The sequence below is a fragment of the Pseudomonas sp. LARHCG127 genome (assembly GCF_052871455.1).
The window spans coordinates 19,282-44,492 of sequence record NZ_JBIXJT010000004.1; the positions used below are offsets into that span (position 1 = coordinate 19,282).

Here is a 25,211-nt window from a genome sequence, read left to right on the forward strand (position 1 = left end):
AACAAGCTCCCATAGAGATGAATTCAGAGCGCAGCCACCGTCTTGTCCTTGATGACCGTCGTCAGTCCATTGGCCTTGACGCTAGCGATGCCTTTGTCCCGGGCTGCATCTGATGAATACGCCTCACTGCTGCCAATCACTTCGTGGTTGCCGGCCTTGAGGTTGAAGTACGGGTGGCCGTCCTTGGTGGTCTTGAGTTCATAGCGTTCGGCCAACGGGCTGTTTTTCTGCACCGAAGCGATGCCGCCGTCGGCGCCACTGCGGGTGGTGTACAACTCGCTGGTCAGGATTGTCTCGGCGTTGGCCGCCTTGAGCACAAAACGAAACTGGCCGCTGCTGCTTTTGCTGACTTCGTACCATCCGGACATGATTGTTCTCCAGGCAATGAGGACATGCCCCGAGAGTAAAGACCCGCTGCGCTTGTCCCGCCAGTCCGTTACTACAAAGTGATGGCCGTGCCCAGCAGGGTCAGGAATCCCGCCAGCCAGTTCGGGTGCGCAGGCCAGGCCGGTGCGGTCGCCAGGTTGCCCTGGACATGGCCTTGGGTCACGGGAATGTCCATATAGGTCCCGCCCGCCAGCCGGACTTCCGGAGCGCACGCTGGGTAGGCGCTGCATTCGCGCCCTTCGAGGATGCCCGCCGCCGCCAGCAATTGCGCACCGTGGCACACCGCGGCAATCGGCTTGCCCGCCAGATCGAAATCACGCACCAGTTGCAGGACGGCTTCGTTCAGGCGCAGGTATTCCGGCGCCCGGCCACCCGGCACCAGCAGCGCGTCGTAGTCGGCGGCCTGGACGTTGGCGAAGTCATGGTTGAGGGCGAACAAGTGCCCCGGTTTTTCGCTGTAGGTCTGGTCGCCTTCGAAATCGTGGATCGCCGTGCGCACCGTTTGGCCTGCGGTTTTGTCCGGGCACACGGCGTGCACGGTGTGGCCGATCATCTGCAGGGCCTGGAACGGCACCATGACTTCATAATCTTCGACGTAATCGCCGACCAGCATCAGGATTTTCTTGGCGGCCATGGGAAGGACTCCTTTGGGAATGCGTGAGGGGTGGACGCATTAAAGGTAGTCCGCTGTAACAGAACGGGGAGAATCTCTGGCCGCGAGCTGACGGGCTGCATCGTAGCTCGCTGATGGTGAACATTTGTGGGAGCGAGCCTGCTCGCGAATCAGACAACGCGGTTTGTCAGATGCACCGCGTTATCGTTCTTCGCGAGCAGGCTCGCTCCCACAGGGTTCAGGTCAGTGTTGTCAGGCGAGGTAACCATCCGCCCGCAGCAGCGTTTCGAGGCAGTGCTCGGTGATGTGGTAGAAGGCCTTGAGTTCTTCGATTTTTGCCAGCAGCTCGGTGGGGTCCGCCGGTTCGGCGCGTTTGACGGCCAGGATCATCTTGTTCTTGTTGGTGTGGTCCAGGGAGATGAACTCGAACACCTTGGTCTCGTAGCCACACGCTTCGAGGAACAGCGCCCGCAAGCTGTCAGTGACCATTTCCGCTTGCTGGCCCAGGTGCAGGCCGTATTGCAGCATCGGCTTGAGCAGCGCCGGGCTCTGGATCTGCAGGCGGATCTGCTTGTGGCAGCACGGCGAGCACATGATGATCGAGGCGCCCGAGCGAATGCCCATGTGGATCGCGTAGTCGGTGGCGATGTCGCAGGCGTGCAAGGCGATCATCACATCCACCGCGCTCGGCGCCACGCTGCGCACGTCACCGTGCTGGAAGCTCAGGCCCGGGTGCTCCAGGCGCGCGGCGGCTTCGTTGCAGAGCTTGACCATGTCTTCGCGCAGCTCGACCCCTGTCACCACGCCCTCGGCCTGCAAGGTGTTGCGCAGGTAGTCATGGATGGCGAAGGTCAGGTAGCCCTTGCCCGAACCGAAATCCGAGACCCGCACCGGTTTGTCCAAGGCCAGGGGCGAAGACGTCAGCGCATGGCTGAAGACCTCGATGAACTTGTTGATTTGCTTCCACTTGCGCGACATCGCCGGAATCAGCTCGTGCTTGTGGTTGGTCACGCCCAGGTCAGCCAAAAATGGCCGGCTCAGGTCGAGGAAGCGATTTTTCTCACGGTTGTGCTCGGCAGACGGCACTTCCCGCAGTTGCTGGGGCTTGCTCTTGAATAGCGAGCTCTTGCCCTTCTTGCTGTACTCCAGCTGCGCCTCGTCGGTGACCGCCAGCAAATGCGCGTTCTTGAACGACGCCGGCAACAGCGCGGCGATGGTGTCCACGCCTTCGGCCAGTGGGAAATTCTTGGTGATGTCGCGGGTCTTGTAGCGGTAGACGAAGGACAGGCATGGCTGGTCCTTGACCGTCAGCTGCTTGATGATCAGCCGCTGGAGGTCCGCTTCGTCCCCCACGTACTTGGCCAGTACCAGTTTGATGAAAGCGTTTTGTTCAAGGCTGGTGCGCAGCAGCTCGATGAATTGGGCGTGGTGATCCGGCGCGGGACGGGCTGGAGTTGCGGTGGCGGACATGAACAAGCGGCCTCGGGGCGGGCGGATCGGGAATGGCGGGTATTTTAGGGGGGATGGGCAGCGAGGGCACGGGGAATTTCCCCAGTGGTAGAAAATCCAGGCCCTTTTTATGAAGGCCCGGCTTTTGCGGCTCACTGAACTTTTTGTGGCTCACTGGGGCATTTGTGGCTCACTGGAGCTTTTGTGGCGAGGGAGCTTGCTCCCGCTGGACCGCGAAGCGGTCCCCATCGGTTCCAAGGTCGGGCAACGAGCTCGCAAATCTACGACTGCTTCGCAGCCGAGCGGGAGCAAGCTCCCTCGCCACAAAAGCGGCTCTGGCCATGGTGATCGACAATCAGCTTAAAACCACCAACCGATTCGGCAGTTCATTGCGCTCCTGGGTCAGCGGCACGTGTTCCTTGAGCAATTCTCCGCAGGCCTCGATGCACGTCACGAAACCTTGCAAGGTCTGCCCCTGGCGAACCTGCTGGGTGAACGCTGCGACAATGGCGTCCCAGCAGGTGTTGTCCAGGTGCTTGGAGATGCCTTCATCGACGAGGATTTCCACATACCGCTCGGCCTCGCAGACGAAGATCAGCACGCCCGTGCTGCCCACGGTGTGGTGCAGGTTCTGTTCGAGGAATTGCCGGCGCGCCAGGTTGGAGGCCCGCCAGTGGCGCACGGAACGGGGAATCAGGTGCGTGGTGATCTTGGGGATGCGGAACACCAGGCACAACACGATGAAACTGACCCACTGCACCAGCAGCAGGCTGTGCACGGCCAGCCACCCGCTGAGGTAATGGACCACGCCGGGCACCACCAGGGCCAGCAGGCTGGCCCACAGCAGCGGGATATAGGCGTAGTCGTCGGCGCGAGCGGCCAGCACCGTGACCAGTTCGGCGTCGGTATGCCGCTCGACCCGGGCGATGGCCTCGGCGACCTTGCGTTGTTCGTGTTCAGTCAGTAATGCCATGGTTAAAAGTGCCTGCTCATTATTATTATCACCAGCCGCCCGACGAACCGCCGCCCCCAAAACTGCCACCACCGCCGCTGAAGCCGCCCCCACCGCCTCCACCGCCGAAGCCTCCGCCACCGTAGCCGCCCGAGCCGCTGGAGCCACCGCGCCCGGTCGGCAGGATACCGAGCATCTGGCAGACCAATATCGTCAAAATAAACAGTATCACCAGGAAGATGAACAGCCCCGGGTGACGCTCGACAAAATCGCCCTGCTGCCCATCCGTATTGTAAGCAGTCGCCGGCTCGTCCAGCGGGTTGCCGCCCAGCACCACCAGCATCGCCGCGACGCCGTCGCTGATGCCTTTGTTGAAGTTGCCCGTCTTGAAGGCCGGCGTGATCACCTGATGGATGATCACCGAACTCTGGGCGTCGGTCAGGCGATCCTCCAGGCCATAACCCACTTCGATGCGCAGTTTACGGTCATCCCGGGCGACGATCAGCAGCGCGCCGTTGTTTTTATCCTTCTGCCCGATGCCCCAATGGCGCCCCAGTCGATAGCCGAAGTCCTCGATGCTGCTGCCCTGCAAGTCCGCCAGGGTCACGACGACCACCTGTTCGCCGGTCGCCTGTTCATGGGCCTTGAGCTGCATGTCCAGTTGCGCGCGCACCGAAGGGTCGAGCATCTGGGCGGCATCCACCACTCGCCCGGTCAGTTCCGGAAACTTCAATTCGGCCTGGGCCGTGAATGTAAAGACCCAGAGCAACAGCACCAGGCCGAATTTCAACACTCGCATTGGAACTCCTGTGTGGGAGCGAGCTTGCTCCCACACTGCTTCAGAACTTCACTTCAGGGGCTTTTTCAGCATTGGGGCTGGTGGCCTCGAAGGTTTCGCGGATCGGCAGGTCGCTGTACATCACGCTGTGCCACAGGCGCCCCGGGAACGTGCGGATCTCGGTGTTGTACTTCTGCACCGCCAGGATGAAGTCGCGGCGGGCCACGGCGATGCGGTTCTCGGTGCCTTCGAGCTGCGATTGCAACGCCAGGAAATTCTGGTTGGCCTTGAGGTCCGGATAACGCTCGACCACCACCATCAGCCGGCTCAATGCGCCGCTCAGTTGGTCCTGGGCCTGCTGGAACTGCTTGAGTTTTTCCGGGTTGTCCAAGGTGCTGGCGTCCACCTGGATCGACGTGGCCTTGGCCCGCGCCTCGATCACTGCGGTCAGGGTGTCCTGCTCGTGCCGGGCGTAGCCCTTGACGGTTTCCACCAGGTTGGGAATCAGGTCGGCGCGGCGCTGGTACTGGTTCTGCACCTGGCCCCAGGCAGCCTTGGCCTGTTCGTCCAGGGTCGGGATGTTGTTGATGCCGCAACCGGCCAACAACGTGGTGAGCAGCATCAGCGCCAGCATCGGCAGGCTGCGAAGGTGATTCAGTCGAGGATTCATCGGATATGGCGCTCCCTTGCATGACATAGGAAAACCCGGCCACCTATCCCGCCGACGTCTGGGGCATAATCTGCCGTCGCGCTGGATTGAAACGGGCCGATGGGCTAAAAGATGCGCAGTGCGAAACTAAGTTCAGCCCAATGGGTTCGAAAGTCTGCTGCATTTAATTGAACAACAATAGCCGCTCCTCACATTTCGGCTGACCGGCGTGTCCTGATCACCGCCCTTTAGGCTTGCGAGAAAATTATTCATGAAGAAGCTGTGTTTGCTGGGCCTGTTTGTCAGTCTGGCCAGTTACTCCGTATTAGCCGACAACCTGCCCGCCCCCATAGAGAACAAGGATGCGTTCATCAGTAACCTGATGAAGCAGATGACCCTCGAAGAGAAGATCGGCCAATTGCGCCTGATCAGCATCGGCCCGGAAATGCCCCGGGAGATGATTCGCAAGGAAATCGCCGCCGGCAATATCGGCGGTACGTTCAACTCCATCACCCGCGATGAGAACCGTCCGATGCAGGACGCGGCCATGCGCAGCCGGTTGAAGATCCCGATGTTCTTCGCCTATGACGTGATCCACGGCCACCGCACGATTTTCCCGATCCCCCTGGCCCTGGCTTCAAGCTGGGACATGGACGCCATCTACCACTCCGGCCGCATCGCAGCCAAGGAGGCGGCGGCCGACAGCATCGACATCACTTTCGCGCCCATGGTCGATATTTCCCGCGACCCGCGCTGGGGCCGGACTTCAGAAGGCTTCGGCGAAGACACTTATCTTGTGTCGCGCATTGCCGGGGTGATGGTCAAGGCGTTCCAGGGCAGCGGGGCCAACGCCGCCGACAGCATCATGGCCAGCGTCAAGCACTTCGCCCTGTATGGCGCCGTGGAAGGCGGTCGGGACTACAACACCGTGGACATGAGTCCGCTGAAAATGTACCAGGACTACCTGCCGCCCTACCGCGCCGCCATCGACGCCGGCGCCGGCGGTGTGATGGTCGCGCTGAACTCCATCAACGGCGTGCCGGCCACGGCCAACACCTGGCTGATGAACGACCTGTTGCGCAAGGAATGGGGCTTCAAGGGCCTGGCGGTCAGTGACCACGGCGCCATCTTCGAACTGATCAAGCACGGCGTCGCCAAGGACGGTCGCGAAGCGGCGAAGCTGGCGATCAAGGCCGGCATCGACATGAGCATGAACGACTCGCTCTACGGCAAGGAATTGCCAGGGCTGCTCAAAGCTGGCGAGATCGAGCAGAGCGACATCGATAATGCGGTGCGCGAAGTGCTCGCGGCCAAGTACGACATGGGCCTGTTCAAGGACCCGTACCTGCGCATCGGCAAGGCCGAGGATGACCCCGCCGACGTCTACGCCGACACCCGCATGCACCGCGCCGATGCCCGCGATGTGGCGCGCCGCAGCCTGGTCCTGCTGGAAAACCGCAACCAGACCCTGCCCCTGAAGAAAACCGCGAAGATCGCCCTGGTCGGTCCCTTGGCCAAGGCACCCATCGACATGATGGGCAGTTGGGCTGCCGCCGGGCGCCCGGCGCTGTCGGTCACCCTGTTCGACGGCATGGCCCGCGCGCTGGGCGGTGAGTCGAAGCTGATCTACGCCCGTGGCGCCAACATCACCGGCGACAAGAAGGTCCTCGACTACCTGAACTTCCTCAACTTCGACGCCCCGGAAGTGGTGGATGACCCGCGCCCGGCCCAAGTGCTGATCGACGAAGCGGTGAAGGCCGCGCAGTCCGCCGATGTGGTGGTGGCCGCCGTGGGTGAGTCCCGTGGCATGTCCCATGAATCGTCGAGCCGTACCGAACTGAACATCCCCGCCAGCCAACGCGAGCTGATCAAGGCCCTGAAGGCCACCGGCAAGCCCCTGGTGCTGGTGCTGATGAACGGCCGTCCGCTGTCGTTGCTGGAAGAAAAGCAGCAGGCCGATGCGATCCTGGAAACCTGGTTCAGCGGCACCGAAGGCGGCAACGCCATCGCGGACGTGCTGTTCGGCGACTACAACCCGTCTGGCAAGCTGCCGATCACCTTCCCACGCTCGGTAGGGCAGATTCCGACCTACTACAACCACCTGAGCATCGGCCGGCCGTTCACGCCGGGCAAGCCGGGCAACTACACCTCGCAGTATTTCGACGACACCACCGGCCCGCTCTACCCGTTCGGCTACGGCCTGAGCTACACCGAGTTCAGCCTGTCGGACATGGCGCTGTCGTCCACCACGCTGAACAAGACCGGCAAGCTCGATGCCAGCGTGACGCTGGAAAACACCGGCAAGCGTGACGGCGAGACCGTGGTGCAGCTGTACATCCAGGACGTGACCGGTTCGATCATCCGCCCTGTGAAGGAGCTGAAGAACTTCCGCAAGGTGATGCTCAAGGCCGGCGAGAAGAAAGTCATCCACTTCACCATCACCGAAGACGACCTGAAGTTCTTCAATGCCCAGCTCAAGTACGCCGCGGAGCCAGGCAAGTTCAACGTGCAGATCGGCCTGGATTCCCAGGATGTGAAACAGCAGAGTTTTGAGTTGCTCTGACCTCCAGAACAACTCAATCCTCCCTGTGGGAGCGAGCTTGCTCGCGATAGCGGAGTATCAGTCGATATCGATGTGACTGATCCAACGCCATCGCGAGCAAGCTCGCTCCCACAGTTGTATCTGGGTGTTCGGACTAGCCCCGCCGATCCAGCAGATTCACCACCAACCGATCCACCCACCCCCACAGGCGCTGCTTGAACCGCTTCCACAACGGTCGGCGCTGCCAGGCGTCGAGGCTGACTTGCAGGCTCTGGGCGAAATCCCGTTCGAAGCTGGCCGCCACGGCACTGCTGAGCTTGGAGTCCAAGGCTTCGAGGTTGGCTTCCAGGTTGAAACGCAGGTTCCAGTGATCGAAATTGCAGGAGCCGATGCTGACCCAATCATCCACCAGCACCATCTTCAAGTGCAGGAAACACGGCTGGTACTCGTAGATCTGCACACCCGCCCTGAGCAGTCGCGGATAGTAACGGTGCCCGGCGTAGCGCACGGACGGGTGATCGGTGCGTGGGCCGGTCAGTAGCAGGCGCACGTCGATGCCGCGGGCGGCGGCCTTGCGCAAGGAGCGGCGCACATTCCAGGTCGGCAGGAAGTACGGCGTTGCCATCCAGATGCGTTTCTGGCCGCTGTTCAATGCCCGGGACAGCGATTGCAGGATGTCGCGATGCTGACGGGCGTCGGCATACGCCACCCGGCCCATGCCCTCGCCCACCGGCGGCACGCGAGGCAGGCGCGGCAAGCCGAAGTTGGACGCCGGTTTCCAGGCACGCCGATGACGGTTGGCGAGCCACTGGCGATCGAACAGCAGTTGCCAGTCGAGCACCAGGGGGCCGACGATTTCCACCATCACTTCATGCCACTCACTGCGGTCGTCGAGGGGGTTCCAGAATTCATCGGTCACCCCGGTGCCGCCGACCACGGCCAGGCGTTGGTCCACCAACAACAGCTTGCGATGATCCCGATACAGATTGCGCACCCAGCGCCGCCAGCTCAGGCGGTTGTAGAAACGCAACTCCACCCCGGCCTCGGTCAGGCGCTTGCGCAGGGCCAGGGTAAACGCCAGGCTGCCGTAGTCATCGAACAGGCAGCGCACGCGAACGCCACGCTCGGCGGCCTGGACCAGTGCCTGGACCATTGCTTCGGCGCAGGCCCCCGCCTCCACCAGGTACAGTTCCAGCTCGACCTGTTCCCGGGCACGGGCGATTTCCACCAGCATGCGCGGAAAGAATTCCGGGCCGTCGACCAACAGCTCGAAGCGATTGCCTTCACGCCAGGGAAACACCGGGCCGCTCATGTCAGCGCGCCGTGAAAATCAGCACCGCATTCACCGGCACCGACAAGCTGATGGCCGATAACCCGGCCAGGTTGCGCAGCTTTTCCAGGCCCGGCGCCAAATCGAAATCCGCCGCGTTGAGCACCACCGGCTCCAAGGTCACCACTTGGAAGCGACGCTCATCCAGGCGCGTCGCGAGCAACTCAACGGGATATTCATGCTGCTTGCCATGCAGGTTCACCGTCAGCGGCAGGCGCAATTCCAGCTGTGCGCCGTTGGCCAGGTCCTGGATCGGCATCAGGTCGATCTTGGCGGTGACCGTGGCCTCGGCGAACTGCTTGATCTCGAACAGCTCGGCGCGCATGCGCTCGTCCCGCAGGGGGATACCGCTGTTGATGGATTCGAGTTCCACTTCCAGGCGCGCCAAGCCGTCGGGCTGGACTTGGCCGTGCAGCACCAGGAAACGCTGGACTTCGGAAATGTTGCCGTTTTTGCTGCTGATAAACGACAGCCGCGACGACTCGCCGTCCAGGTACCAGTCGGCCTGGGCCGGCAGCGCTGCGCAGGCCAGCAGCACGCTGGCGACCACGCGTGGGAAGAACCGCTTGAACATATGCACTCGGAGGGTAGATAAACCTGTGGCGAACCTTAACCGGGCCGAGGGCGCTTGCAAACTGTCTGTTTCAGAACATCCCTGCTGCGCACATAACCCTTGCTCCCACTGGGATCTGTAGGAGCTGGCGAAGCCTGCGATCTTTTGATCTTTCGCTTGAGATTCAAGTGCCCTTGGAAGGATCGCAGCCTCGCTGCACTCGTCAGCTCCTACACAGCTCCTACGGCCCAGCGGGAGCAAGCTCCCTCGCCACAAAAGCCATCATCGAATCAACTTTCAGGGTTCCAACCGACACCCCTGCCGCTCCCCCATCCACCGCGCACTGTTGCTGCGCCCCAACCCGCTGACGGTGACGCGCTTGGCTGCAACGGTCTCGAGAAAATCACTGGTGGGCACCGACTGCTTCACATAACCCCGGCAATACTCGGCCGGTTGCTCCATCACATAGCGACACGAGCAATATTGCTTGGCGGTGTAGGCGCTAATGATGTCGGGAAAGGCCCGCAACGCCACCCGCTCCAGCCACATCCAACTGAACAGGGCGATGAGCACCGCCGACAGCAGGGTCAGCAACACGTTGCGCCTCATGGCTGCACCGTCCCGGCGAACGCCGCCATGGCCCGCTTGAGCAGTTCGTTATGGCGATAGCGGCCGTCGCGGTCGTCGCCGTAGCGCACGATCACCAGTTTGGCGCTGGGAATGACGTACAGCGCCTGGCCCCAATGACCCAGGGCGGCAAAAGTGTCCGGCGGCGCGTCGGGCCAGGGGTGGATCGCCGGATCGGCGGCGCGATTGAGCCACCAGTGCCCGCCCGGCACGGCTTCATCCTGGCCGGCCTGGAAGTGCACGAACGGTTCACGGCTGAACGTGACCCAAGCCTTGGGAATCAGCTGCCGTTCGCCCCAGCGGCCGTCCCGCTGCATCAACAAGCCGACACGTGCCAGGTCCCGCGCCGTCAGGTAGGCGTAGGATGACCCCACGAACGTGCCGCTGGCGTCGGTTTCCCAGGTGGCATTGTGGATGCCCAGGGGTTCGAACAGGGCCGTCCAAGGGTAATCGGGATAACGTGCCGGGCCGACGATACTTTTCAGGGCCGCCGCCAACAGGTTGCTGTCACCACTGGAATAACGGAACGCCTGCCCCGGCGGACTGAAGCGTTCATGCTGCGCGGTAAACGCCGCCATGTCATGACGCCCGCGGGTGTAGAGCATCGCCACCACCGATGACTTCAGCGGCGCGTATTCGTAGTCTTCCTGCCAGTCCAGGCCGGACGCCCAATGGAAAAGATTGGCCAGGGTCAGGCCCGGATGTCGGTTCAGCGGCGGGTAGTACTTGGCGGCCGGATCGTCCAGGGCAAAGCGCTGTTCACCGTAGGCCACGCCAAACACCGCCGCCAACAGGCTTTTGCTGATGGACCAGGTCAGGTGCGGGGTCTGGGCGGTGGTTGATCCGGCGTAGCGTTCATAGACCAGCCGACCGTCCTGGATCACCAGCAGCGCATCGGTGCGGATGCCCTCGCGGCTCACATCGTCCCGGGGCGGGAAGGCGTATTGCGCCAAGGCTTCGATGGCCGGCCCGCTCGGCGTCGGGCCGCTTGGCCATTGCTCGCCGGGCCAGTCTTCGGCGTGGACGCTCAGGTTGAGCAACAACAGCGGGATCAGGAACCAGCCTTTGGACATGCTTGGGGCTCGCAGGGTTGAACCTTCAGAGCCTATTCAGACTTGATGACAGTTTCGAGTGTTGTGCAGTCCCCTGTGGGAGCGAGCTTGCTCGCGATAGCAGAGTGTCAGCTAAGCATATGGCGACTGACAGACAGCTATCGCGAGCAAGCTCGCTCCCACAGGTGGTTAGTGGTTTGAAGGGCTATCCCAACGCCTTGGCCAACCGCTTGGCCCGCGCCCCCGCCGCAATGTCCATCACGCCTTTATCCCGTGTCCACAGCTCGCGCCACGTCGCAGGTCCGCCGGCCAGGGCAGCGTTGAGTTCACCGTCGAGCCCATGGAACTGGGCGAACAACCCGCCCAGCAGCACATGCCCGGCAGCATTCGAAGGGTTATGCCGGCTCACCTCCGCACAGCCGGCGAGCAACGCCAGCAGGCGCAGTTGCAACGCCTGGGGCCAGGCGCACTCCTGCCCGACGCCATGCAACCAGGCCGTCATCGCGCTGAGCACATAAAGGTCTTCCAGGGTGCGGAACGGTTTGACGTAGGCGTCCCAACCGTCGCCCGCCAGTAACTCGCACAACGCGCCGTCGAGCAGCACGCGGCCATGGCTGATGTCGGGCATCAGGCTTATGGCGGGCAGTTTCTCCAAGGTCACGCCGGGCTCGCCCGCGTAGGCCACCGCCAGGTTCAGCCGTGGCGTTTCACCGGGCGCTTCGCAGCGGGCAGCAATCAACAGCCATTCGGCGGCGTCGCCAGCGGTGACGAAATCCTTGCGTCCGCTCAGGCGCAAATCGTCGAGACGGGTGTGCATGTCCGCCGGCCGCACGCTGCGCTGCTCAGTGGCACACAGAGCGCCGAGGCTCTGCGGCGCACTGGGCCAAAGCACCCGCAGTGCCGCCTGGTAGCCCACCAGGAACGCCAGCCCCGGCGTGGCCATCGACCGAGCCCCAAGCACGGCCAGCTCGAACGGCGTCACCGGCCCCAGGCGTTGCAGCAACGCGGCATAACCTTCGGCCAGGTCCGGATGGGCGGGCAAGCGCTCGCCGTGTTCGATCAGGGTTTGCCAGGGCATTGGGCGGACTCCTTGAGGGCTGTCATATAAGCATCACCAAAGCTTCATGGCGATGACACCGGGGCTACATAGCCTGACTTTGCACAACATGGCTGCATAAAGAAAGTCGACAGGCTGCAACTGAACAGCCCGCACGGAGATTCGCTATGACTCAGATCGCCCGCATCAGCGACACCGGCAATGAACGCCGCCTGCAAGCCGAACGCCTGGTCGGCGCCCACGCCTTGCAAGAAGCCCAGGCCCTGCGCTTCAACGTCTTCAGTGGCGAGTTCAACGCCAAGCTCAAAGGCGCGGAAATGGGTCTGGACATGGATGACTATGATGTTCACTGCGCCCACATCGGCGTACGCGACCTGAACACCGGCCGCCTCGTGGCGACCACCCGCCTGCTCGACCACCAGGCCGCCAGCAGCCTGGGCCGGTTCTACAGCGAAGAAGAATTCAGCCTCCACGGCCTGGTCCACCTCAAGGGCCCGATCCTGGAAATCGGCCGTACCTGCGTCGACCCGGCCTACCGCAACGGTGGCACCATCGCGGTGCTCTGGGGCGAGCTGGCCGAAGTCCTGAACGAAGGCGGCTACAGCTACCTGATGGGCTGCGCGAGCATTCCGATGCAGGATGGCGGCATCCAGGCCCAGGCGATCATGCAGCGCCTGCGCGAACGCTACCTGTGCACCGAACACCTGCAAGCCGTGCCGAAAAAACCACTGCCGACCCTGGACGTGCCGTCCAACGTCATTGCCGAGATGCCACCGCTGCTCAAGGCCTACATGCGCCTGGGCGCGAAGATCTGCGGCGAGCCGTGCTGGGACGAGGATTTCCAGGTGGCCGATGTGTTCATCCTGCTCAAGCGCGACGAGCTCTGCCCGCGCTACGCCCGTCACTTCAAGGCAGCGGTGTGATGAGTCGGTTGCGGGTGTACGCGCGTATCGCGCGAGTCTTGCTGGTGGTGACGCTGGGGCTGAGCATGGCCAGCGTGTTCGGTTTGTTCGAACGCCTGGGGATCGCCAACTCCATGGTGCGTCGCCAGCGCTGGTCGCGGTTCTTCATGGCCCGGCTGAGCCATGCCCTGCCCTTTGCCGTCACCGTCCATGGTCAACTGCCGCAACGACCGATGCTCTGGGTCAGCAACCATGTGTCCTGGACCGACATCCCGCTGCTGGGCATGCTCACGCCGCTGTCGTTCCTGTCCAAGGCCGAAGTGCGCACCTGGCCGGTCGCCGGCTGGCTGGCCGCCAAGGCCGGCAGCCTGTTTATCCGTCGCGGCTCGGGTGACAGCCAGCTGATCCGCAAACAGATGAGCCGCCACTTGGAACAGGCCCATCCGTTGTTGATGTTCCCGGAAGGCACCACCACCGACGGCCGTTCCCTGCGCACCTTCCACGGTCGCTTGTTGTCGGCGGCGATCGATGCCGATGTTGCCTTGCAACCGGTGGCGATTCGTTATCTGCGCAACGGCGAGCCGGATTCCTTGGCGCCGTTCATTGGCGATGATGATTTGCTGTCGCACCTGATGCGCCTGTTCGCCAATGATCGGGGCGAGGTGCACATCCACCTGCTGGAACCGATTGCCTGCCATGGCCAGGAACGCGCGGCCCTGGCCTTCCAGGCGCAGCAGGCGGTGCACAAGGCGTTGTTCGGCGCGATTCCCGAGAAACAGCAAGTGCCGGTGCGACCTGCGGCAATTGCGGCCTGACCCGATCTCTGCGGAGCATCCCCTGTGGGATGCGAGCTTGCTCGCGATAGCGGCTTAACATTCAGCCGATGTGCTGGCTGGTACACCGCTATCGCGAGCAAGCTCGCTCCCACATTAGTTTTGTGGCGTCGTCTGGTTCAACGCAAAATCCTGAAGCTGCGGATAGAACAACCGAAAGTCTTCGCTCAACGGCTCATAGAGCCTGATCAACTCCGGCATCGCCCCGGCCAGTTCCTCGGGACGGGACAGGCGGCGAGAAATACCGCGCAGTACTTGCCCCAACACCTCGAATTCCTGATAAGACCCCAGCCAGTCATCCGCCGCCATGTGCGGGGCGATGTGCGCCAGGCGTCCTGGCAACTGCGGTTCGGTGCCGAGCACCTGGTAAACCCGGGACGTGAAATCCAGCAGCGGCTCCTCGCCGTACAACGGCCAGTCCCGGGCCAGGCAATGATCGAAAAACACGTCGAGCACGATCCCGGCATAGCGCCGTCGCACCGTGGAAAAGCGCGACAGGGCGATGTCCACCAGCGGATGACGGTCGGTATACATGTCGATGCGCCGATGCAGGGCAATCGCCGCCTCGATCCGCGGGTCGTAGAGCCCTTGCAGCGGTCCCTTGACGAAGTCGCCGTAGAGGCTGCCGAGCAGTTGTTCCCGGCCAGGGCCGCCGAGGTGCAGGTGCGCGAGATAGTTCATGGCCCGCAGCTTAGCACTCCCGCGCCCATATCGTTATAACCCGATATAGCGATTTGTTCGGCGCTCAGATCAAATCCATATTGGTATATCGCAAAGTAACGATTTAAGGTTCGCTCCATCGCGATATAGCGTTTTACTCACCCCGAGCCTGCCACCATGACCCTCGACCTCGACGAAATAATAAAAGCCCTGGCGCACCCAGTACGGCGAGACATCCTCAACTGGCTCAAAGACCCCAAGGTCCAGTTCCCTGACCAGTTGCACAACCATGAGTTCGGCATTTGCGCCGGGCAGATCGACCAGCGTTGCGGCCTGTCGCAATCCACGGTGTCTGCGCACTTGGCGGTGTTGCAACGGGCGGGGCTGATCACCAGCCAGAAGGTCGGTCAATGGCACTTCTTCAAACGCAACGAGGACGTGATCCAGCAGTTCCTCAAGCAAATGAGCCAAGAGCTCTGACCTGACAAGGACCCATCATGCCCCTTTCACTCCTGATCCTGGCCCTGAGCGCCTTCGCCATCGGCACCACCGAGTTCGTCATCATGGGCCTGTTGCCCGACGTGGCGGCCGACCTGGGCGTGTCGATTCCCGGCGCCGGCTGGCTGGTGACCGGCTACGCCCTGGGCGTGGCCATCGGTGCGCCGTTCATGGCCCTGGCCACCGCCCGGCTGCCGCGCAAGGCCGCCCTGGTGGCGTTGATGGGGATTTTCATCGTCGGCAACCTGCTCTGCGCCATCGCCAGCGACTACAACGTGCTGATGTTCGCCCGGGTCGTCACGGCCCTGTGCCACGGTGCGTTCTTCGGTATCGGCTCGGTGGTGGCCGCCGGCCTGGTGGCGCCCAACAAGCGCGCCTCGGCCGTGGCCTTGATGTTTACCGGCCTGACCCTGGCCAATGTGCTCGGCGTGCCGCTGGGCACCGCACTGGGCCAGGAAGCCGGCTGGCGTTCGACCTTCTGGGCAGTGACGGTTATCGGCGTGGTGGCACTGATCGGCCTGGTCCGCTTCCTGCCGGCCAAGCGCGATGAAGAAAAACTCGACATGCGCTCGGAGCTGGTGGCGCTCAAAGGCGCCGGTCTGTGGCTGTCCCTGAGCATGACCGCGCTGTTCTCCGCCTCGGTGTTCACCCTCTTCACCTACGTCGCTCCGCTGTTGGGTGAAGTGACCGGCGTATCGCCCCGTGGCGTGACCTGGACCCTGGTGCTGATCGGCCTCGGGTTGACCCTGGGCAACATCATCGGCGGCAAGCTGGCGGACAAGAGCCTGGCAAACACCTTGATGGGCGTCTTCATCACCATGGCCGTGGTGTCCACCGTGCTGAGCTGGACCAGCGTGGCGCTGATCCCCACTGAAATCACCCTGTTCCTCTGGGCCACCGCCTGCTTCGCCGCCGTGCCGGCCCTGCAAGTCAACGTGGTGACCTTCGGCAAGGACGCGCCCAACCTGGTCTCCACCCTGAACATCGGCGCCTTCAACGTCGGCAATGCCCTGGGCGCCTGGGTCGGCGGCAGCGTCATCGACCAAGGCCTGGGCCTGACTGCCGTACCCCTGGCCGCCGGCGCGCTGGCCGTGCTGGCGCTGCTGGTCACCCTGATCACTTTCCGCCAGGGCGGCAATGCCGACCTGGCCCCGGCAACTCGTTGACTGTTAACCCTTCCACTTTCGAGGTTGTATTTTCATGGCGACTATTTTCGACCCCATCAAACTCGGCGACATCGAGCTGAAGAACCGCATCATCATGGCCCCGCTCACCCGCTGCCGCGCCGATGCAGGCCGCGTGCCCAATGCGCTGATGGCCGAGTACTACGTGCAACGCGCCTCCGCTGGCCTGATCCTCAGCGAAGCGACCTCCGTCACGCCGATGGGCGTGGGCTACCCGGACACCCCGGGCATCTGGTCCAACGACCAGGTACGCGGCTGGTCCAACGTCACCAAGGCGATCCACGGCGCCGGCGGCAAGATCTTCCTGCAACTGTGGCACGTCGGCCGGATCTCCCATCCGTCGTACCTGAACGGCGAAACCCCGGTGGCGCCCAGCGCGATCCAGCCCAAGGGCCACGTCAGCCTGGTCCGTCCGCTGGCCGACTACCCAACGCCGCGCGCACTGGAAACCGCTGAAATCGCCGACATCGTCGACGCCTACCGCGTCGGTGCCGAGAATGCCAAGGCCGCGGGTTTCGACGGCGTGGAGATCCACGGCGCCAACGGCTATCTGCTCGACCAGTTCCTGCAAAGCAGCACCAACCAGCGCACCGACAACTACGGCGGCTCCCTGGAAAACCGTGCCCGCCTGCTGCTGGAAGTGACCGACGCCGCCATCGAAGTCTGGGGCGCCGGCCGGGTTGGCGTGCACCTGGCGCCACGCGCCGACTCCCATGACATGGGTGACGAGAACCGCCTGGAAACCTTCAGCTACGTGGCTCGCGAACTGGGCAAGCGTGGCATCGCCTTCATCTGCTCCCGTGAGAAGGAGGGCGAAGACAGCATCGGCCCACAACTCAAACAGGCTTTCGGCGGCCCGTACATCGCCAACGAACGCTTTACCAAAGAGAGCGCCAATGCCTGGCTGGCAGAAGGCAAGGCTGACGCCGTGGCCTTCGGCGTGCCATTCATTGCCAACCCGGACCTGCCGGCACGCCTGCAAGCCGATGCGCCGCTGAACGAAGCGCATCCGGAGACCTTCTATGGCAAAGGGCCGGTGGGTTATATCGATTATCCAGTGATGTAAATCGTAAAAAACAAAAGCCCTGCCTCGAAAGAGCCAGGGCTTTTTTATGCGCGCTAAATATCCCGTCAAACATCCAAACTTCTAAAGTCCCTTCAACCCTTCTTATTATCGCCAGCCACAAGACAAAGCGTCTTGCAATCACTCTCTTTGAAAAGGATTTCAAATGAACGCCACCCCTGAAAACAGCCCACAGGCTGACAAAAGTATTTATGAAGTCTTCGCCGCTCAATTCAACTGGGCACCGTTGGCCGTGTTGTCCCAGTACCTCAGATCGCTCGATATGCAAGAGTACAAGCCGATGCTCACGGCGCTGATGGAGAAAGCGAGCCAGAATGACAAGATCAATAAGCAGATCCAGGCCTGGGAACAGGAACGCGTCGACCCGAACCGCACTCGTCTCGTCGTTAAGTTGATCAATCATACCGACCTGGACTTTGAAGTCAGTGAACACAATCTGCATTCGAATGCGGACAGGCAGAACTTTTCAGCGATTCTTCCTTGGGATATCCAAGCGTTGAAATTCGATCTTGCTTATAGCCGACGCCTGGGCAGTCGCAGTAAGGACATGTTCAAACACTTCATTGTGTTCGGCGATGAAGAATTTGGCTTTCGGTTTGACTTCGGTTTGCGCGTCAATACGTCCTTCGGTGTCATTTCACCAACGCTGACACCCGTCCGGATCCACCAAGTAACCTCCATTGGAATGAGCCCGATCCAATGCACGACTCGAATCACTCGCACAGCCAATGAAGAACCTTATGGTTTTACCGTGGAACTCACGGTGAGCTGAAAAATGCAGCCTTGCCGGTAATGCTGTTCACTTAAGGCTTATCTGTGGCGAGGGAGCTTGCTCCCGCTTGAGTGCGAAGCGCTCACAAAATGGGGCCGCTACGCAGCCCAGCGGGAGCAAGCTCCCTCGCCACTGGTTCATCATTTGTCTTAAGGGAACAGAATTACCGTCTCGCCAAGGCAATCTGGCGGAGTATCTACTGACCTGTTCGGACAGCCTTGCCGAGCGAATTATTCCTACACGTTTACCAGCGCGAAACAAATTTCCTACAAAATTCGCCGCCAATTGCCTACCAACCGCGCCAACGTCGGTTTATAAAAGCACCCTTACGCGCTGTATTGACACAAACCGACGCAATTACGCATTTTGTTTCATTTGCGCAGGCTGGGGCTCAGGTGCAGCATGTCCAGCCCGATCTCCACCCAACGCTCGGCCTCACCCGCCAGGGCGAAGCTGTCGGGGGCCAGCAGCCACTGGTACAGAATGCCATCGATGTAGGCATGAATGGCGACTGCCGCCCTTTCCGGGTCCAGATCATCCGGTAACTGGCCGCGTTTCATCGCATTGCGCAACGACAGGGCGATGCGCACATTGCAGTCGAGGCTGACCTCGCGTCGCTGCTGGCGCAAATCGCACATTTCATCGGTGAATTCACACTTATGGAACAGGATCTCATTAATGCGTCGGGTTTTCGGGTCCAGGGCCACTTGCTGGAACAACCGGACCAGCAGCTTGCGAATACAGCCCAGCGGGTCAAGCTCCTCTTCACTCTCACTGGCACGGGCCAACTCGTCGAGCGGCTCGTGCAGGGTATCGAGCATCGCCTGGAGCAAATCCGCCTTGTTGCTGAAATGCCAATAGATAGCCCCGCGCGTCACCCCGGCCAGTGTCGCGATGTCCGCCAGGGTTGTACGCGCCACGCCACGCTCGAAAAAGGCCTTTTCGGCGGCTTCGAGGATCTGGCTGCGAGTCTCCTGGGCTTCCTCTTTGGTACGACGGACCATGGCAGTAAACACCTCAATCAGGATGCGGTCAGCAATGCGTAAGAATCAGCTGAACAAATATGAGGCGACGTCCCTTGGAGCGCGTCGCCGATCTACGCTGGCCTTTGTCAGGCTTTTGTAAATCCGGATATTACGCAATTTGGCTGTTTACAAACAACCGTGTACGTAAGTATATTTCTTAGCATCCTACTAATTGAATTACTGCTGCTTTTTTACCTTTCCACCTTTCGAGTGCGCCCCGTTGCGCGCCTGGACCCGAGGATTTCCATGCAATTCAAGCCAGCTGTTACTGCTCTGGTTACCGCCATCGCCCTGGCATCGCTGCTCAGCGGATGCAAAAAGGAAGAGGCTGCACCTGCTGCTCCCCCTCCTCAGGTCGGCGTCGTAACCCTCAAGACCCAGCCCTTCACCTTGACCTCGGAACTGCCGGGCCGCACCAGCGCGTTCCGCGTCGCGGAAGTACGGCCACAGGTCAACGGGATCATTCTCAAGCGCTTGTTCAAGGAAGGCGCCGACGTCAAGGCCGGCCAGCAGCTGTATCAGATCGATCCGGCTGTCTATGAAGCGACTCTCAAGAGCGCCGAGGCCAACCTGCGTTCCACCAAGTCGATTGCCGACCGCTACAAGCAATTGGTGGACGAACAGGCGGTGAGCCGCCAGGAATACGACACCGCCGTGGCCAATCGCCTGGAGTCGGAAGCCAACCTGCAGACTGCCCAGATCAACGTGCGCTACACCAAGGTCTATGCGCCGATTTCCGGTCGCATCGGTCGTTCCTCGGTGACCGAGGGTGCGCTGGTCAGTAACGGCCAGACCGATGCCCTGGCGACCATCCAGCAACTGGACCCGATCTATGTTGATGTGACGCAGAGCTCGGTCGAGCTGCTGCAACTGCGCCGCGAGCTGGAAAGCGGTCGTCTGCAAAAGGCCGGCGAGAACGCCGCCATGGTCAAGCTGACCCTGGAAGACGGCAGCCAGTATCCGCACGAAGGCAAGTTGGAGTTCTCCGAAGTCTCGGTTGACCAGACCACTGGTTCGGTGACCTTGCGCGCCGTGTTCCCCAACCCTGACCACACCCTGCTACCGGGCATGTTCGTCCACGCCCAATTGCAGGCGGGTGTGAACAGCGCGGCGATCCTGGCACCGCAGCAAGGCGTGACCCGCGACCTCAAGGGCATGCCGACCGCCATGGTCGTGGGCGCCGATAACAAAGTCGAACTGCGCCAGCTCAAGGCCAGCCGCACCGTCGGCAGCCAGTGGCTGATCGAAGACGGGCTCAAGGCCGGCGATCGCCTGATCACCGAAGGGTTGCAGTACGTACGGCCGGGGGTGGAAGTCAAAGCCACCGAAGCCACCAACGTCAACACCCAGAACCCGGCCCCCGCTCAGGCAGCTGATAAAGCAGCCGAAGGCAAAGGGGAGTAAACCATGTCGAAATTTTTTATCGACCGTCCGATTTTCGCCTGGGTGATCGCCCTGGTGATCATGCTGGTCGGGGCTCTATCGATCCTCAAGTTGCCGATCAACCAATACCCGAGCATCGCGCCACCGGCCATTGCGATCCAGGTGACCTACCCGGGCGCGTCCGCGCAAACCGTGCAGGACACCGTGGTGCAGGTGATCGAGCAGCAGCTCAACGGTATCGACAACCTGCGTTATGTATCGTCGGAAAGTAACTCCGACGGCAGCATGACCATCACCGCGACCTTCGAACAGGGCACCAGCTCCGATACCGCCCAGGTCCAGGTCCAGAACAAGTTGAACCTGGCCACCCCGCTGTTGCCGCAAGAAGTGCAGCAGCAGGGTATCCGCGTGACCAAGGCGGTGAAGAACTTCCTCATGGTCATCGGCGTGGTGTCGCGTGACGGCAGCATGACCAAGGACGACTTGGCCAACTACATCGTGTCCAACCTGCAAGACCCGATCTCGCGTACTGCGGGTGTCGGTGACTTCCAGGTCTTCGGTGCCCAGTACGCCATGCGGATCTGGCTCGACCCGGCCAAGTTGAACAACTTCAACCTCACCCCGGTGGACGTGAAAAACGCCATTGCCGCGCAAAACGTCCAGGTCTCGTCCGGCCAACTTGGCGGCTTGCCTGCCCTGCCCGGCCAGCAACTGAACGCCACCATCATCGGCAAGACCCGTCTGCAGACCGCCGAGCAGTTCAAGGCGATCCTGCTCAAGGTCAACCCGGACGGCTCGCAAGTGCGCGTCGGCGACGTCGCCGATGTCGGCCTGGGCGGTGAGAACTACAGTGTCAGCGCCCAGTTCAACGGCGCCCCGGCGTCGGGCCTGGCGGTCAAACTGGCCAACGGCGCAAACGCCCTCGACACGGCCAAGGCCCTGCGCAATACCATCGACGGCCTCAAGCCCTTCTTCCCGCAAGGTGTGGAAGTGGTGTTCCCGTACGACACCACGCCGGTGGTGAGCGAGTCGATCAAGGGTGTGGTTGAAACCCTGGTCGAAGCGGTCGCTCTGGTGTTCCTGGTGATGTTCCTGTTCCTGCAGAACTTCCGCGCTACCATCATCACCACGATGACGGTGCCGGTGGTGTTGCTGGGTACGTTCGGCATCCTCGCGGCGGCCGGCTTCAGCATCAACACCCTGACCATGTTCGGCATGGTACTGGCCATCGGCTTGCTGGTGGACGATGCCATCGTCGTGGTGGAAAACGTCGAACGGGTGATGAGTGAAGAAGGCCTGTCACCCAAGGAAGCCACCAAGAAGTCCATGGGCCAGATCCAGGGTGCGTTGGTGGGTATCGCGCTGGTGCTGTCGGCGGTGCTGTTGCCGATGGCGTTCTTCAGCGGTTCGACGGGTGTGATCTACAAACAGTTCTCCATCACCATCGTTTCGGCCATGGCCTTGTCGGTGCTGGTGGCGTTGATCTTCACCCCGGCCCTGTGCGCCACCATGCTCAAACCGATCCCCAAGGGTGAGCACGGCACACCGAAACGCGGCTTCTTCGGCTGGTTCAACCGCAATTTCGACCGTGGCGTTCGCAGCTACGAGCGCGGCGTGGGCAATATGCTCAAGCACAAGGCCCCGTACCTGCTGGCCTACGTGCTCATCGTGGTTGGCATGATCTGGCTGTTCACTCGCATCCCGACGGCGTTCCTGCCGGAAGAAGACCAGGGCGTACTATTCGCCCAGGTGCAGACCCCGGCCGGTTCCAGTGCCGAGCGCACCCAGGTGGTGGTGGACAAGATGCGTGAGTTCCTGCTGCGTCCGAGCAAGGATGGCGGCGAAGGCGATGCGGTGGCGTCGGTGTTCACGGTGACCGGCTTCAACTTCGCCGGTCGTGGCCAGAGCTCCGGCATGGCCTTCATCATGCTCAAGCCATGGGAGGAGCGTAACGCCGACAACAGCGTGTTCAAGCTCGCGGCCCGCGCCCAGCAGCACTTCTTCACGTTCCGTGACGCGATGGTGTTCGCCTTCGCCCCGCCGGCGGTGCTGGAACTGGGTAACGCCACCGGTTTCGACGTGTTCCTGCAGGACCGTGCCGGTATCGGCCACGACAAGCTGATGGAGGCCCGCAACCAGTTCCTGGGGATGGCTTCCCAGAGCAAGATCCTCTCCCAGGTGCGTCCGAACGGCCTGAACGACGAGCCGCAATACCAGCTGGAAATCGACGACGAGAAGGCCAGCGCGCTGGGCATCACCCTGTCGGACATCAACAACACCCTGTCGATTGCCTTGGGCAGTAGCTACGTGAACGACTTCATCGACCGTGGTAGGGTGAAGAAAGTGTACGTGCAGGGTCAGCCCGGTGCCCGCATGAGCCCCGAAGACTTGCAGAAGTGGTACGTACGCAACAGCGCCGGGACCATGGTGCCGTTCACGGCGTTCGCCAAGGGCGAGTGGGTCTATGGTTCGCCAAAACTGGCCCGCTACAACGGTGTGGAAGCGATGGAAATCCTCGGTGCTCCTGCCCCGGGCTACTCCACCGGCGAAGCCATGGCCGAAGTCGAAGCCATCGCCAAGAAGTTGCCGGCCGGTGTGGGTATTTCCTGGACGGGCCTGTCCTACGAGGAACGTCTGTCGGGCTCCCAGGCGCCGGCGTTGTATGCCTTGTCGCTGCTGATGGTGTTCCTGTGCCTGGCGGCGCTGTATGAAAGCTGGTCGATTCCGATCGCGGTCATGCTCGTGGTGCCCCTTGGGATCATCGGGGCGCTGATGGCGACCAGCCTGCGCGGCCTGTCCAACGACGTGTACTTCCAGGTGGGCTTGCTGACCACCATCGGCCTGGCGGCGAAAAACGCCATTCTGATCGTGGAGTTCGCCAAGGAACTCCACGAACAGGGCCGAACCCTGGTGGAAGCCGCCATCGAAGCCTGTAGGATGCGTCTGCGGCCGATCATCATGACGTCCCTGGCGTTCGTCCTCGGTGTGGTTCCGCTGGCGATTTCCACGGGGGCCGGTTCGGGCAGCCAGCATGCCATCGGTACGGGTGTGATCGGCGGTATGCTCACCGCGACCATCCTGGCGATCTTCTGGGTGCCCTTGTTCTTCGTGACCGTGTCGTCGATGGGTCGTCGCAAAAATATCGACCAGGACAACACTCCTGAAACTTCCAAAGAGGCTGGCCAATGAGCAAGTCGCTACTCTCCCTGACCATCGCCGCCGTCGTGCTCAGCGGTTGCTCGCTGATCCCCGACTACCAGCGGCCCGACGCACCGGTTGCGGCGCAATACCCGCAAGGGCCGGCCTACGAGGCCGCCAAGGCGCCCGGCCAGGCCGCCGCCGAGCAAGGCTGGAAGCAGTTTTTCCATGACCCGGCGTTGCAACAGCTGATCCAGGTCGCCCTGGAAAACAACCGCGACCTGCGCGTCGCGGCATTGAATATCGATGCCTACGCCGCGCAGTACCGCATCCAACGCGCGGACCTGTTCCCGGCAGTCTCGGCCACCGGCTCCGGCAGCCGCCAGCGGGTACCGGCACGGGCTTCGCAAACCGGCGAAGCGGCGATCAGCAGTTCCTACTCGGCAACACTGGGGATCAGCGCCTACGAGCTGGACCTGTTCGGTCGGGTTCGCAGCCTGAGCGAGCAAGCGTTGCAAAGCTACTTCGCCACCGAAGAAGCCCGCCGCAGCACCCAGATCAGCCTGGTGGCCAACGTCGCCAATGCCTACCTGACCTGGCAGGCCGACAAGGAACTGCTCAAGCTGACCCAGGAAACCCTCGGCGCCTACGAGCAAAGCTTCAAGCTGACCTCGCGCAGCGCCGAAGTCGGCGTGGCCTCGGCCCTGGACTTGAGCCAGGCGCGCACCGCCGTGGAAAACGCCCGCGTGCAACTGGCCCGCTACACTCGCCAAGTCGCCCAGGATGAGAACAGCCTGACCCTGCTGCTGGGCACCGGCCTGCCGGCCAACCTGAACGCGCAACCGTTGAGCGATGACCTGCTCAGCGAAGTGCCGGCCGGGCTGCCGTCGGACCTGCTGCAACGTCGTCCGGACATTCTCCAGGCCGAACGCAACCTGTTGGCCGCCAACGCCAACATCGGCGCCGCGCGGGCCGCGTTCTTCCCGAGCATCAGCCTGACGGCCAACGCCGGCACCCTGAGCCCGGACCTGTCCGGCCTGTTCAAGGGCGGTTCGGGCACCTGGAGCTTCGCGCCGCAGATCAACCTGCCGATCTTCAATGCCGGCAGCCTGCGAGCAAGCCTGGATTACGCGAAGATTCAGAAAGATATCAACGTCGCGCAGTACGAGAAGTCGATTCAGACCGCGTTCCAGGAAGTCTCCGACGGCCTGGCCGCACGTCAGACCTACAACGAGCAGTTGCAGGCCCAGACCGACTTCGTCGCCGCCAACCAGGACTACTACCGCCTGGCTGAGCGTCGCTACCGCATCGGCGTCGACAGCAACCTGACCTTCCTCGATGCCCAGCGCCAGTTGTTCAGCGCGCAGCAATCGCTGATCACTGACCGTCTTGCGCAACTGACCAGCGAGGTCAATCTGTACAAGGCACTGGGCGGTGGTTGGAATGCCGAGACGGGTAGGAACGAGCCGGTGGCGGAGAAAGCGCCGGAGACGAAGTTGTTCTGATCCGATGCTTAAAAACACGAAGCCCACCGAAAGGTGGGCTTTTTGTTTGTGCACCTTTTAACGCTGGCCTATGTGGGAGCAAGGCTTGCCCGCGATGGCGGCCTGACAGCTGGCCTTGCTCTTGTTGACTGGGTACATATCCATTTTCGCGGTAACGGCGGCTTAGGGTTCCGCCCTGACGGCGGCTCACTTTTGAAGAGCCCGGAAGCCGGCCCAGTCAAAAGTGACCCGCCGTCAG

General features: G+C 62.0%; 23 protein-coding genes. 10 read left to right on the top strand and 13 right to left on the bottom strand.

The features are described 5' to 3' along the window. Positions 1-23 precede the first annotated feature (23 nt). The 6 genes from ACIPQ1_RS08200 to ACIPQ1_RS08225 all read right to left on the bottom strand — a co-directional run bounded on the left by ACIPQ1_RS08200 (position 24) and on the right by ACIPQ1_RS08225 (position 4,849). A complete protein-coding gene (locus ACIPQ1_RS08200; RefSeq protein WP_250962708.1) occupies positions 24-368 on the bottom strand; it encodes a YegP family protein in 345 nt (114 codons plus the stop codon). A 71-nt stretch (positions 369-439) separates the two neighbouring features. Beyond that, a complete protein-coding gene (locus ACIPQ1_RS08205) occupies positions 440-1,021 on the bottom strand; it encodes a DJ-1/PfpI family protein (RefSeq protein WP_186704510.1) in 582 nt (193 codons plus the stop codon). A 231-nt stretch (positions 1,022-1,252) separates the two neighbouring features. Next, a complete protein-coding gene (locus tag ACIPQ1_RS08210; protein ID WP_411386722.1) occupies positions 1,253-2,470 on the bottom strand; it encodes a class I SAM-dependent methyltransferase in 1,218 nt (405 codons plus the stop codon). A gap of 334 nt (positions 2,471-2,804) precedes the next feature. After that, positions 2,805-3,422 (bottom strand): TPM domain-containing protein, encoded by a 618-nt coding sequence (locus ACIPQ1_RS08215; RefSeq protein ID WP_186704508.1) that lies wholly within the window; start codon positions 3,420-3,422, stop codon positions 2,805-2,807. 28 nt (positions 3,423-3,450) lie between these two features. After that, positions 3,451-4,200: a TPM domain-containing protein gene (locus ACIPQ1_RS08220; protein WP_446533929.1), complete on the bottom strand. Its 750-nt coding sequence runs from the start codon at positions 4,198-4,200 to the stop codon at positions 3,451-3,453. A gap of 40 nt (positions 4,201-4,240) precedes the next feature. Then, a complete protein-coding gene (locus ACIPQ1_RS08225; RefSeq protein ID WP_250965508.1) occupies positions 4,241-4,849 on the bottom strand; it encodes a LemA family protein in 609 nt (202 codons plus the stop codon). A gap of 250 nt (positions 4,850-5,099) precedes the next feature. Here ACIPQ1_RS08225 and bglX point away from each other — a divergent pair, with 250 nt between their 5' ends. Next, on the top strand, positions 5,100-7,391 hold the full coding sequence (gene bglX / locus ACIPQ1_RS08230; protein WP_411386720.1) for a beta-glucosidase BglX: 2,292 nt from the start codon (positions 5,100-5,102) through the stop codon (positions 7,389-7,391). A 133-nt stretch (positions 7,392-7,524) separates the two neighbouring features. Here the strand turns inward: bglX and ACIPQ1_RS08235 are convergent, their stop codons facing one another. The 5 genes from ACIPQ1_RS08235 to ACIPQ1_RS08255 all read right to left on the bottom strand — a co-directional run bounded on the left by ACIPQ1_RS08235 (position 7,525) and on the right by ACIPQ1_RS08255 (position 12,010). Further along, on the bottom strand, positions 7,525-8,682 hold the full coding sequence (locus ACIPQ1_RS08235; RefSeq protein ID WP_186704504.1) for a phospholipase D-like domain-containing protein: 1,158 nt from the start codon (positions 8,680-8,682) through the stop codon (positions 7,525-7,527). A gap of 1 nt (position 8,683) precedes the next feature. Then, on the bottom strand, positions 8,684-9,274 hold the full coding sequence (locus ACIPQ1_RS08240) for a YceI family protein (RefSeq protein ID WP_250965511.1): 591 nt from the start codon (positions 9,272-9,274) through the stop codon (positions 8,684-8,686). Positions 9,275-9,550: 276 nt separating this feature from the next. Continuing rightward, positions 9,551-9,862 carry an amidase gene (locus tag ACIPQ1_RS08245; RefSeq protein WP_411386719.1) on the bottom strand — a complete coding sequence of 104 codons (312 nt, stop codon included), beginning with the start codon at positions 9,860-9,862 and terminating at the stop codon, positions 9,551-9,553. Further along, positions 9,859-10,953 (bottom strand): serine hydrolase domain-containing protein, encoded by a 1,095-nt coding sequence (locus ACIPQ1_RS08250; RefSeq protein ID WP_446533930.1) that lies wholly within the window; start codon positions 10,951-10,953, stop codon positions 9,859-9,861. The genes ACIPQ1_RS08245 and ACIPQ1_RS08250 overlap by 4 nt, the downstream gene beginning before the upstream one ends. Positions 10,954-11,137: 184 nt before the next feature. Further along, the gene (locus tag ACIPQ1_RS08255; protein WP_250965514.1) at positions 11,138-12,010 is read right to left on the bottom strand and encodes an acyl-CoA dehydrogenase family protein; all 873 of its coding nucleotides are present in this window, start codon (positions 12,008-12,010) and stop codon (positions 11,138-11,140) included. A 146-nt stretch (positions 12,011-12,156) separates the two neighbouring features. Here ACIPQ1_RS08255 and olsB point away from each other — a divergent pair, with 146 nt between their 5' ends. Both olsB and ACIPQ1_RS08265 read left to right on the top strand, forming a co-directional pair. After that, positions 12,157-12,912, top strand: a complete 756-nt coding sequence (gene olsB, locus ACIPQ1_RS08260) for an L-ornithine N(alpha)-acyltransferase (protein WP_411386717.1) — start codon at positions 12,157-12,159, stop codon at positions 12,910-12,912. After that, positions 12,912-13,706: a lysophospholipid acyltransferase family protein gene (locus ACIPQ1_RS08265; protein ID WP_186704499.1), complete on the top strand. Its 795-nt coding sequence runs from the start codon at positions 12,912-12,914 to the stop codon at positions 13,704-13,706. The genes olsB and ACIPQ1_RS08265 overlap by 1 nt, the downstream gene beginning before the upstream one ends. A 114-nt stretch (positions 13,707-13,820) precedes the next feature. Here the strand turns inward: ACIPQ1_RS08265 and ACIPQ1_RS08270 are convergent, their stop codons facing one another. Continuing rightward, positions 13,821-14,405 (bottom strand): acyl carrier protein phosphodiesterase, encoded by a 585-nt coding sequence (locus ACIPQ1_RS08270; protein WP_250965516.1) that lies wholly within the window; start codon positions 14,403-14,405, stop codon positions 13,821-13,823. 156 nt (positions 14,406-14,561) lie between these two features. Here ACIPQ1_RS08270 and ACIPQ1_RS08275 point away from each other — a divergent pair, with 156 nt between their 5' ends. The 4 genes from ACIPQ1_RS08275 to ACIPQ1_RS08290 all read left to right on the top strand — a co-directional run bounded on the left by ACIPQ1_RS08275 (position 14,562) and on the right by ACIPQ1_RS08290 (position 17,922). Further along, complete coding sequence (locus ACIPQ1_RS08275) at positions 14,562-14,864, top strand: ArsR/SmtB family transcription factor (RefSeq protein ID WP_053182660.1); 303 nt, start codon at positions 14,562-14,564, stop codon at positions 14,862-14,864. Between the two features lie 17 nt (positions 14,865-14,881). Then, on the top strand, positions 14,882-16,048 hold the full coding sequence (locus tag ACIPQ1_RS08280; protein ID WP_446533931.1) for an MFS transporter: 1,167 nt from the start codon (positions 14,882-14,884) through the stop codon (positions 16,046-16,048). 34 nt (positions 16,049-16,082) lie between these two features. Next, positions 16,083-17,132, top strand: coding sequence for an alkene reductase (locus ACIPQ1_RS08285; protein WP_411386715.1), 1,050 nt, complete (start codon positions 16,083-16,085; stop codon positions 17,130-17,132). 163 nt (positions 17,133-17,295) lie between these two features. Further along, entirely contained in the window at positions 17,296-17,922 is a 627-nt protein-coding gene (locus ACIPQ1_RS08290) for a hypothetical protein (protein ID WP_446533932.1), read from the top strand. A gap of 371 nt (positions 17,923-18,293) precedes the next feature. Here the strand turns inward: ACIPQ1_RS08290 and ACIPQ1_RS08295 are convergent, their stop codons facing one another. Further along, positions 18,294-18,926, bottom strand: coding sequence for a TetR family transcriptional regulator (locus ACIPQ1_RS08295; protein WP_186704494.1), 633 nt, complete (start codon positions 18,924-18,926; stop codon positions 18,294-18,296). 267 nt (positions 18,927-19,193) lie between these two features. On the opposite strand from ACIPQ1_RS08295, the gene ACIPQ1_RS08300 reads away from it, so the two are divergent. The 3 genes from ACIPQ1_RS08300 to adeC are packed head-to-tail and all read left to right on the top strand — an operon-like array spanning position 19,194 to position 24,973. Further along, on the top strand, positions 19,194-20,351 hold the full coding sequence (locus ACIPQ1_RS08300) for an efflux RND transporter periplasmic adaptor subunit (protein ID WP_207967129.1): 1,158 nt from the start codon (positions 19,194-19,196) through the stop codon (positions 20,349-20,351). Between the two features lie 3 nt (positions 20,352-20,354). After that, entirely contained in the window at positions 20,355-23,519 is a 3,165-nt protein-coding gene (emhB, locus tag ACIPQ1_RS08305; RefSeq protein WP_411386714.1) for an efflux RND transporter permease subunit EmhB, read from the top strand. After that, a complete protein-coding gene (adeC, locus tag ACIPQ1_RS08310) occupies positions 23,516-24,973 on the top strand; it encodes an AdeC/AdeK/OprM family multidrug efflux complex outer membrane factor (RefSeq protein WP_411386713.1) in 1,458 nt (485 codons plus the stop codon). Before emhB ends, adeC begins: the two co-directional genes overlap by 4 nt. Positions 24,974-25,211 lie beyond the last annotated feature (238 nt).

What these genes read in the sequence shown, in the direction of transcription:
- ACIPQ1_RS08200 (WP_250962708.1), bottom strand. Translation starts at nt 368, where the DNA reads ATGTCCGGATGGTACGAAGTCAGCAAAAGCAGCAGCGGCCAGTTTCGT.
- ACIPQ1_RS08205 (WP_186704510.1), bottom strand. Translation starts at nt 1,021, where the DNA reads ATGGCCGCCAAGAAAATCCTGATGCTGGTCGGCGATTACGTCGAAGAT.
- ACIPQ1_RS08210 (WP_411386722.1), bottom strand. Translation starts at nt 2,470, where the DNA reads ATGTCCGCCACCGCAACTCCAGCCCGTCCCGCGCCGGATCACCACGCC.
- ACIPQ1_RS08215 (WP_186704508.1), bottom strand. Translation starts at nt 3,422, where the DNA reads ATGGCATTACTGACTGAACACGAACAACGCAAGGTCGCCGAGGCCATC.
- ACIPQ1_RS08220 (WP_446533929.1), bottom strand. Translation starts at nt 4,200, where the DNA reads ATGCGAGTGTTGAAATTCGGCCTGGTGCTGTTGCTCTGGGTCTTTACA.
- ACIPQ1_RS08225 (WP_250965508.1), bottom strand. Translation starts at nt 4,849, where the DNA reads ATGAATCCTCGACTGAATCACCTTCGCAGCCTGCCGATGCTGGCGCTG.
- bglX (WP_411386720.1), top strand. Translation starts at nt 5,100, where the DNA reads ATGAAGAAGCTGTGTTTGCTGGGCCTGTTTGTCAGTCTGGCCAGTTAC.
- ACIPQ1_RS08235 (WP_186704504.1), bottom strand. Translation starts at nt 8,682, where the DNA reads ATGAGCGGCCCGGTGTTTCCCTGGCGTGAAGGCAATCGCTTCGAGCTG.
- ACIPQ1_RS08240 (WP_250965511.1), bottom strand. Translation starts at nt 9,274, where the DNA reads ATGTTCAAGCGGTTCTTCCCACGCGTGGTCGCCAGCGTGCTGCTGGCC.
- ACIPQ1_RS08245 (WP_411386719.1), bottom strand. Translation starts at nt 9,862, where the DNA reads ATGAGGCGCAACGTGTTGCTGACCCTGCTGTCGGCGGTGCTCATCGCC.
- ACIPQ1_RS08250 (WP_446533930.1), bottom strand. Translation starts at nt 10,953, where the DNA reads ATGTCCAAAGGCTGGTTCCTGATCCCGCTGTTGTTGCTCAACCTGAGC.
- ACIPQ1_RS08255 (WP_250965514.1), bottom strand. Translation starts at nt 12,010, where the DNA reads ATGCCCTGGCAAACCCTGATCGAACACGGCGAGCGCTTGCCCGCCCAT.
- olsB (WP_411386717.1), top strand. Translation starts at nt 12,157, where the DNA reads ATGACTCAGATCGCCCGCATCAGCGACACCGGCAATGAACGCCGCCTG.
- ACIPQ1_RS08265 (WP_186704499.1), top strand. Translation starts at nt 12,912, where the DNA reads ATGAGTCGGTTGCGGGTGTACGCGCGTATCGCGCGAGTCTTGCTGGTG.
- ACIPQ1_RS08270 (WP_250965516.1), bottom strand. Translation starts at nt 14,405, where the DNA reads ATGAACTATCTCGCGCACCTGCACCTCGGCGGCCCTGGCCGGGAACAA.
- ACIPQ1_RS08275 (WP_053182660.1), top strand. Translation starts at nt 14,562, where the DNA reads ATGACCCTCGACCTCGACGAAATAATAAAAGCCCTGGCGCACCCAGTA.
- ACIPQ1_RS08280 (WP_446533931.1), top strand. Translation starts at nt 14,882, where the DNA reads ATGCCCCTTTCACTCCTGATCCTGGCCCTGAGCGCCTTCGCCATCGGC.
- ACIPQ1_RS08285 (WP_411386715.1), top strand. Translation starts at nt 16,083, where the DNA reads ATGGCGACTATTTTCGACCCCATCAAACTCGGCGACATCGAGCTGAAG.
- ACIPQ1_RS08290 (WP_446533932.1), top strand. Translation starts at nt 17,296, where the DNA reads ATGAACGCCACCCCTGAAAACAGCCCACAGGCTGACAAAAGTATTTAT.
- ACIPQ1_RS08295 (WP_186704494.1), bottom strand. Translation starts at nt 18,926, where the DNA reads ATGGTCCGTCGTACCAAAGAGGAAGCCCAGGAGACTCGCAGCCAGATC.
- ACIPQ1_RS08300 (WP_207967129.1), top strand. Translation starts at nt 19,194, where the DNA reads ATGCAATTCAAGCCAGCTGTTACTGCTCTGGTTACCGCCATCGCCCTG.
- emhB (WP_411386714.1), top strand. Translation starts at nt 20,355, where the DNA reads ATGTCGAAATTTTTTATCGACCGTCCGATTTTCGCCTGGGTGATCGCC.
- adeC (WP_411386713.1), top strand. Translation starts at nt 23,516, where the DNA reads ATGAGCAAGTCGCTACTCTCCCTGACCATCGCCGCCGTCGTGCTCAGC.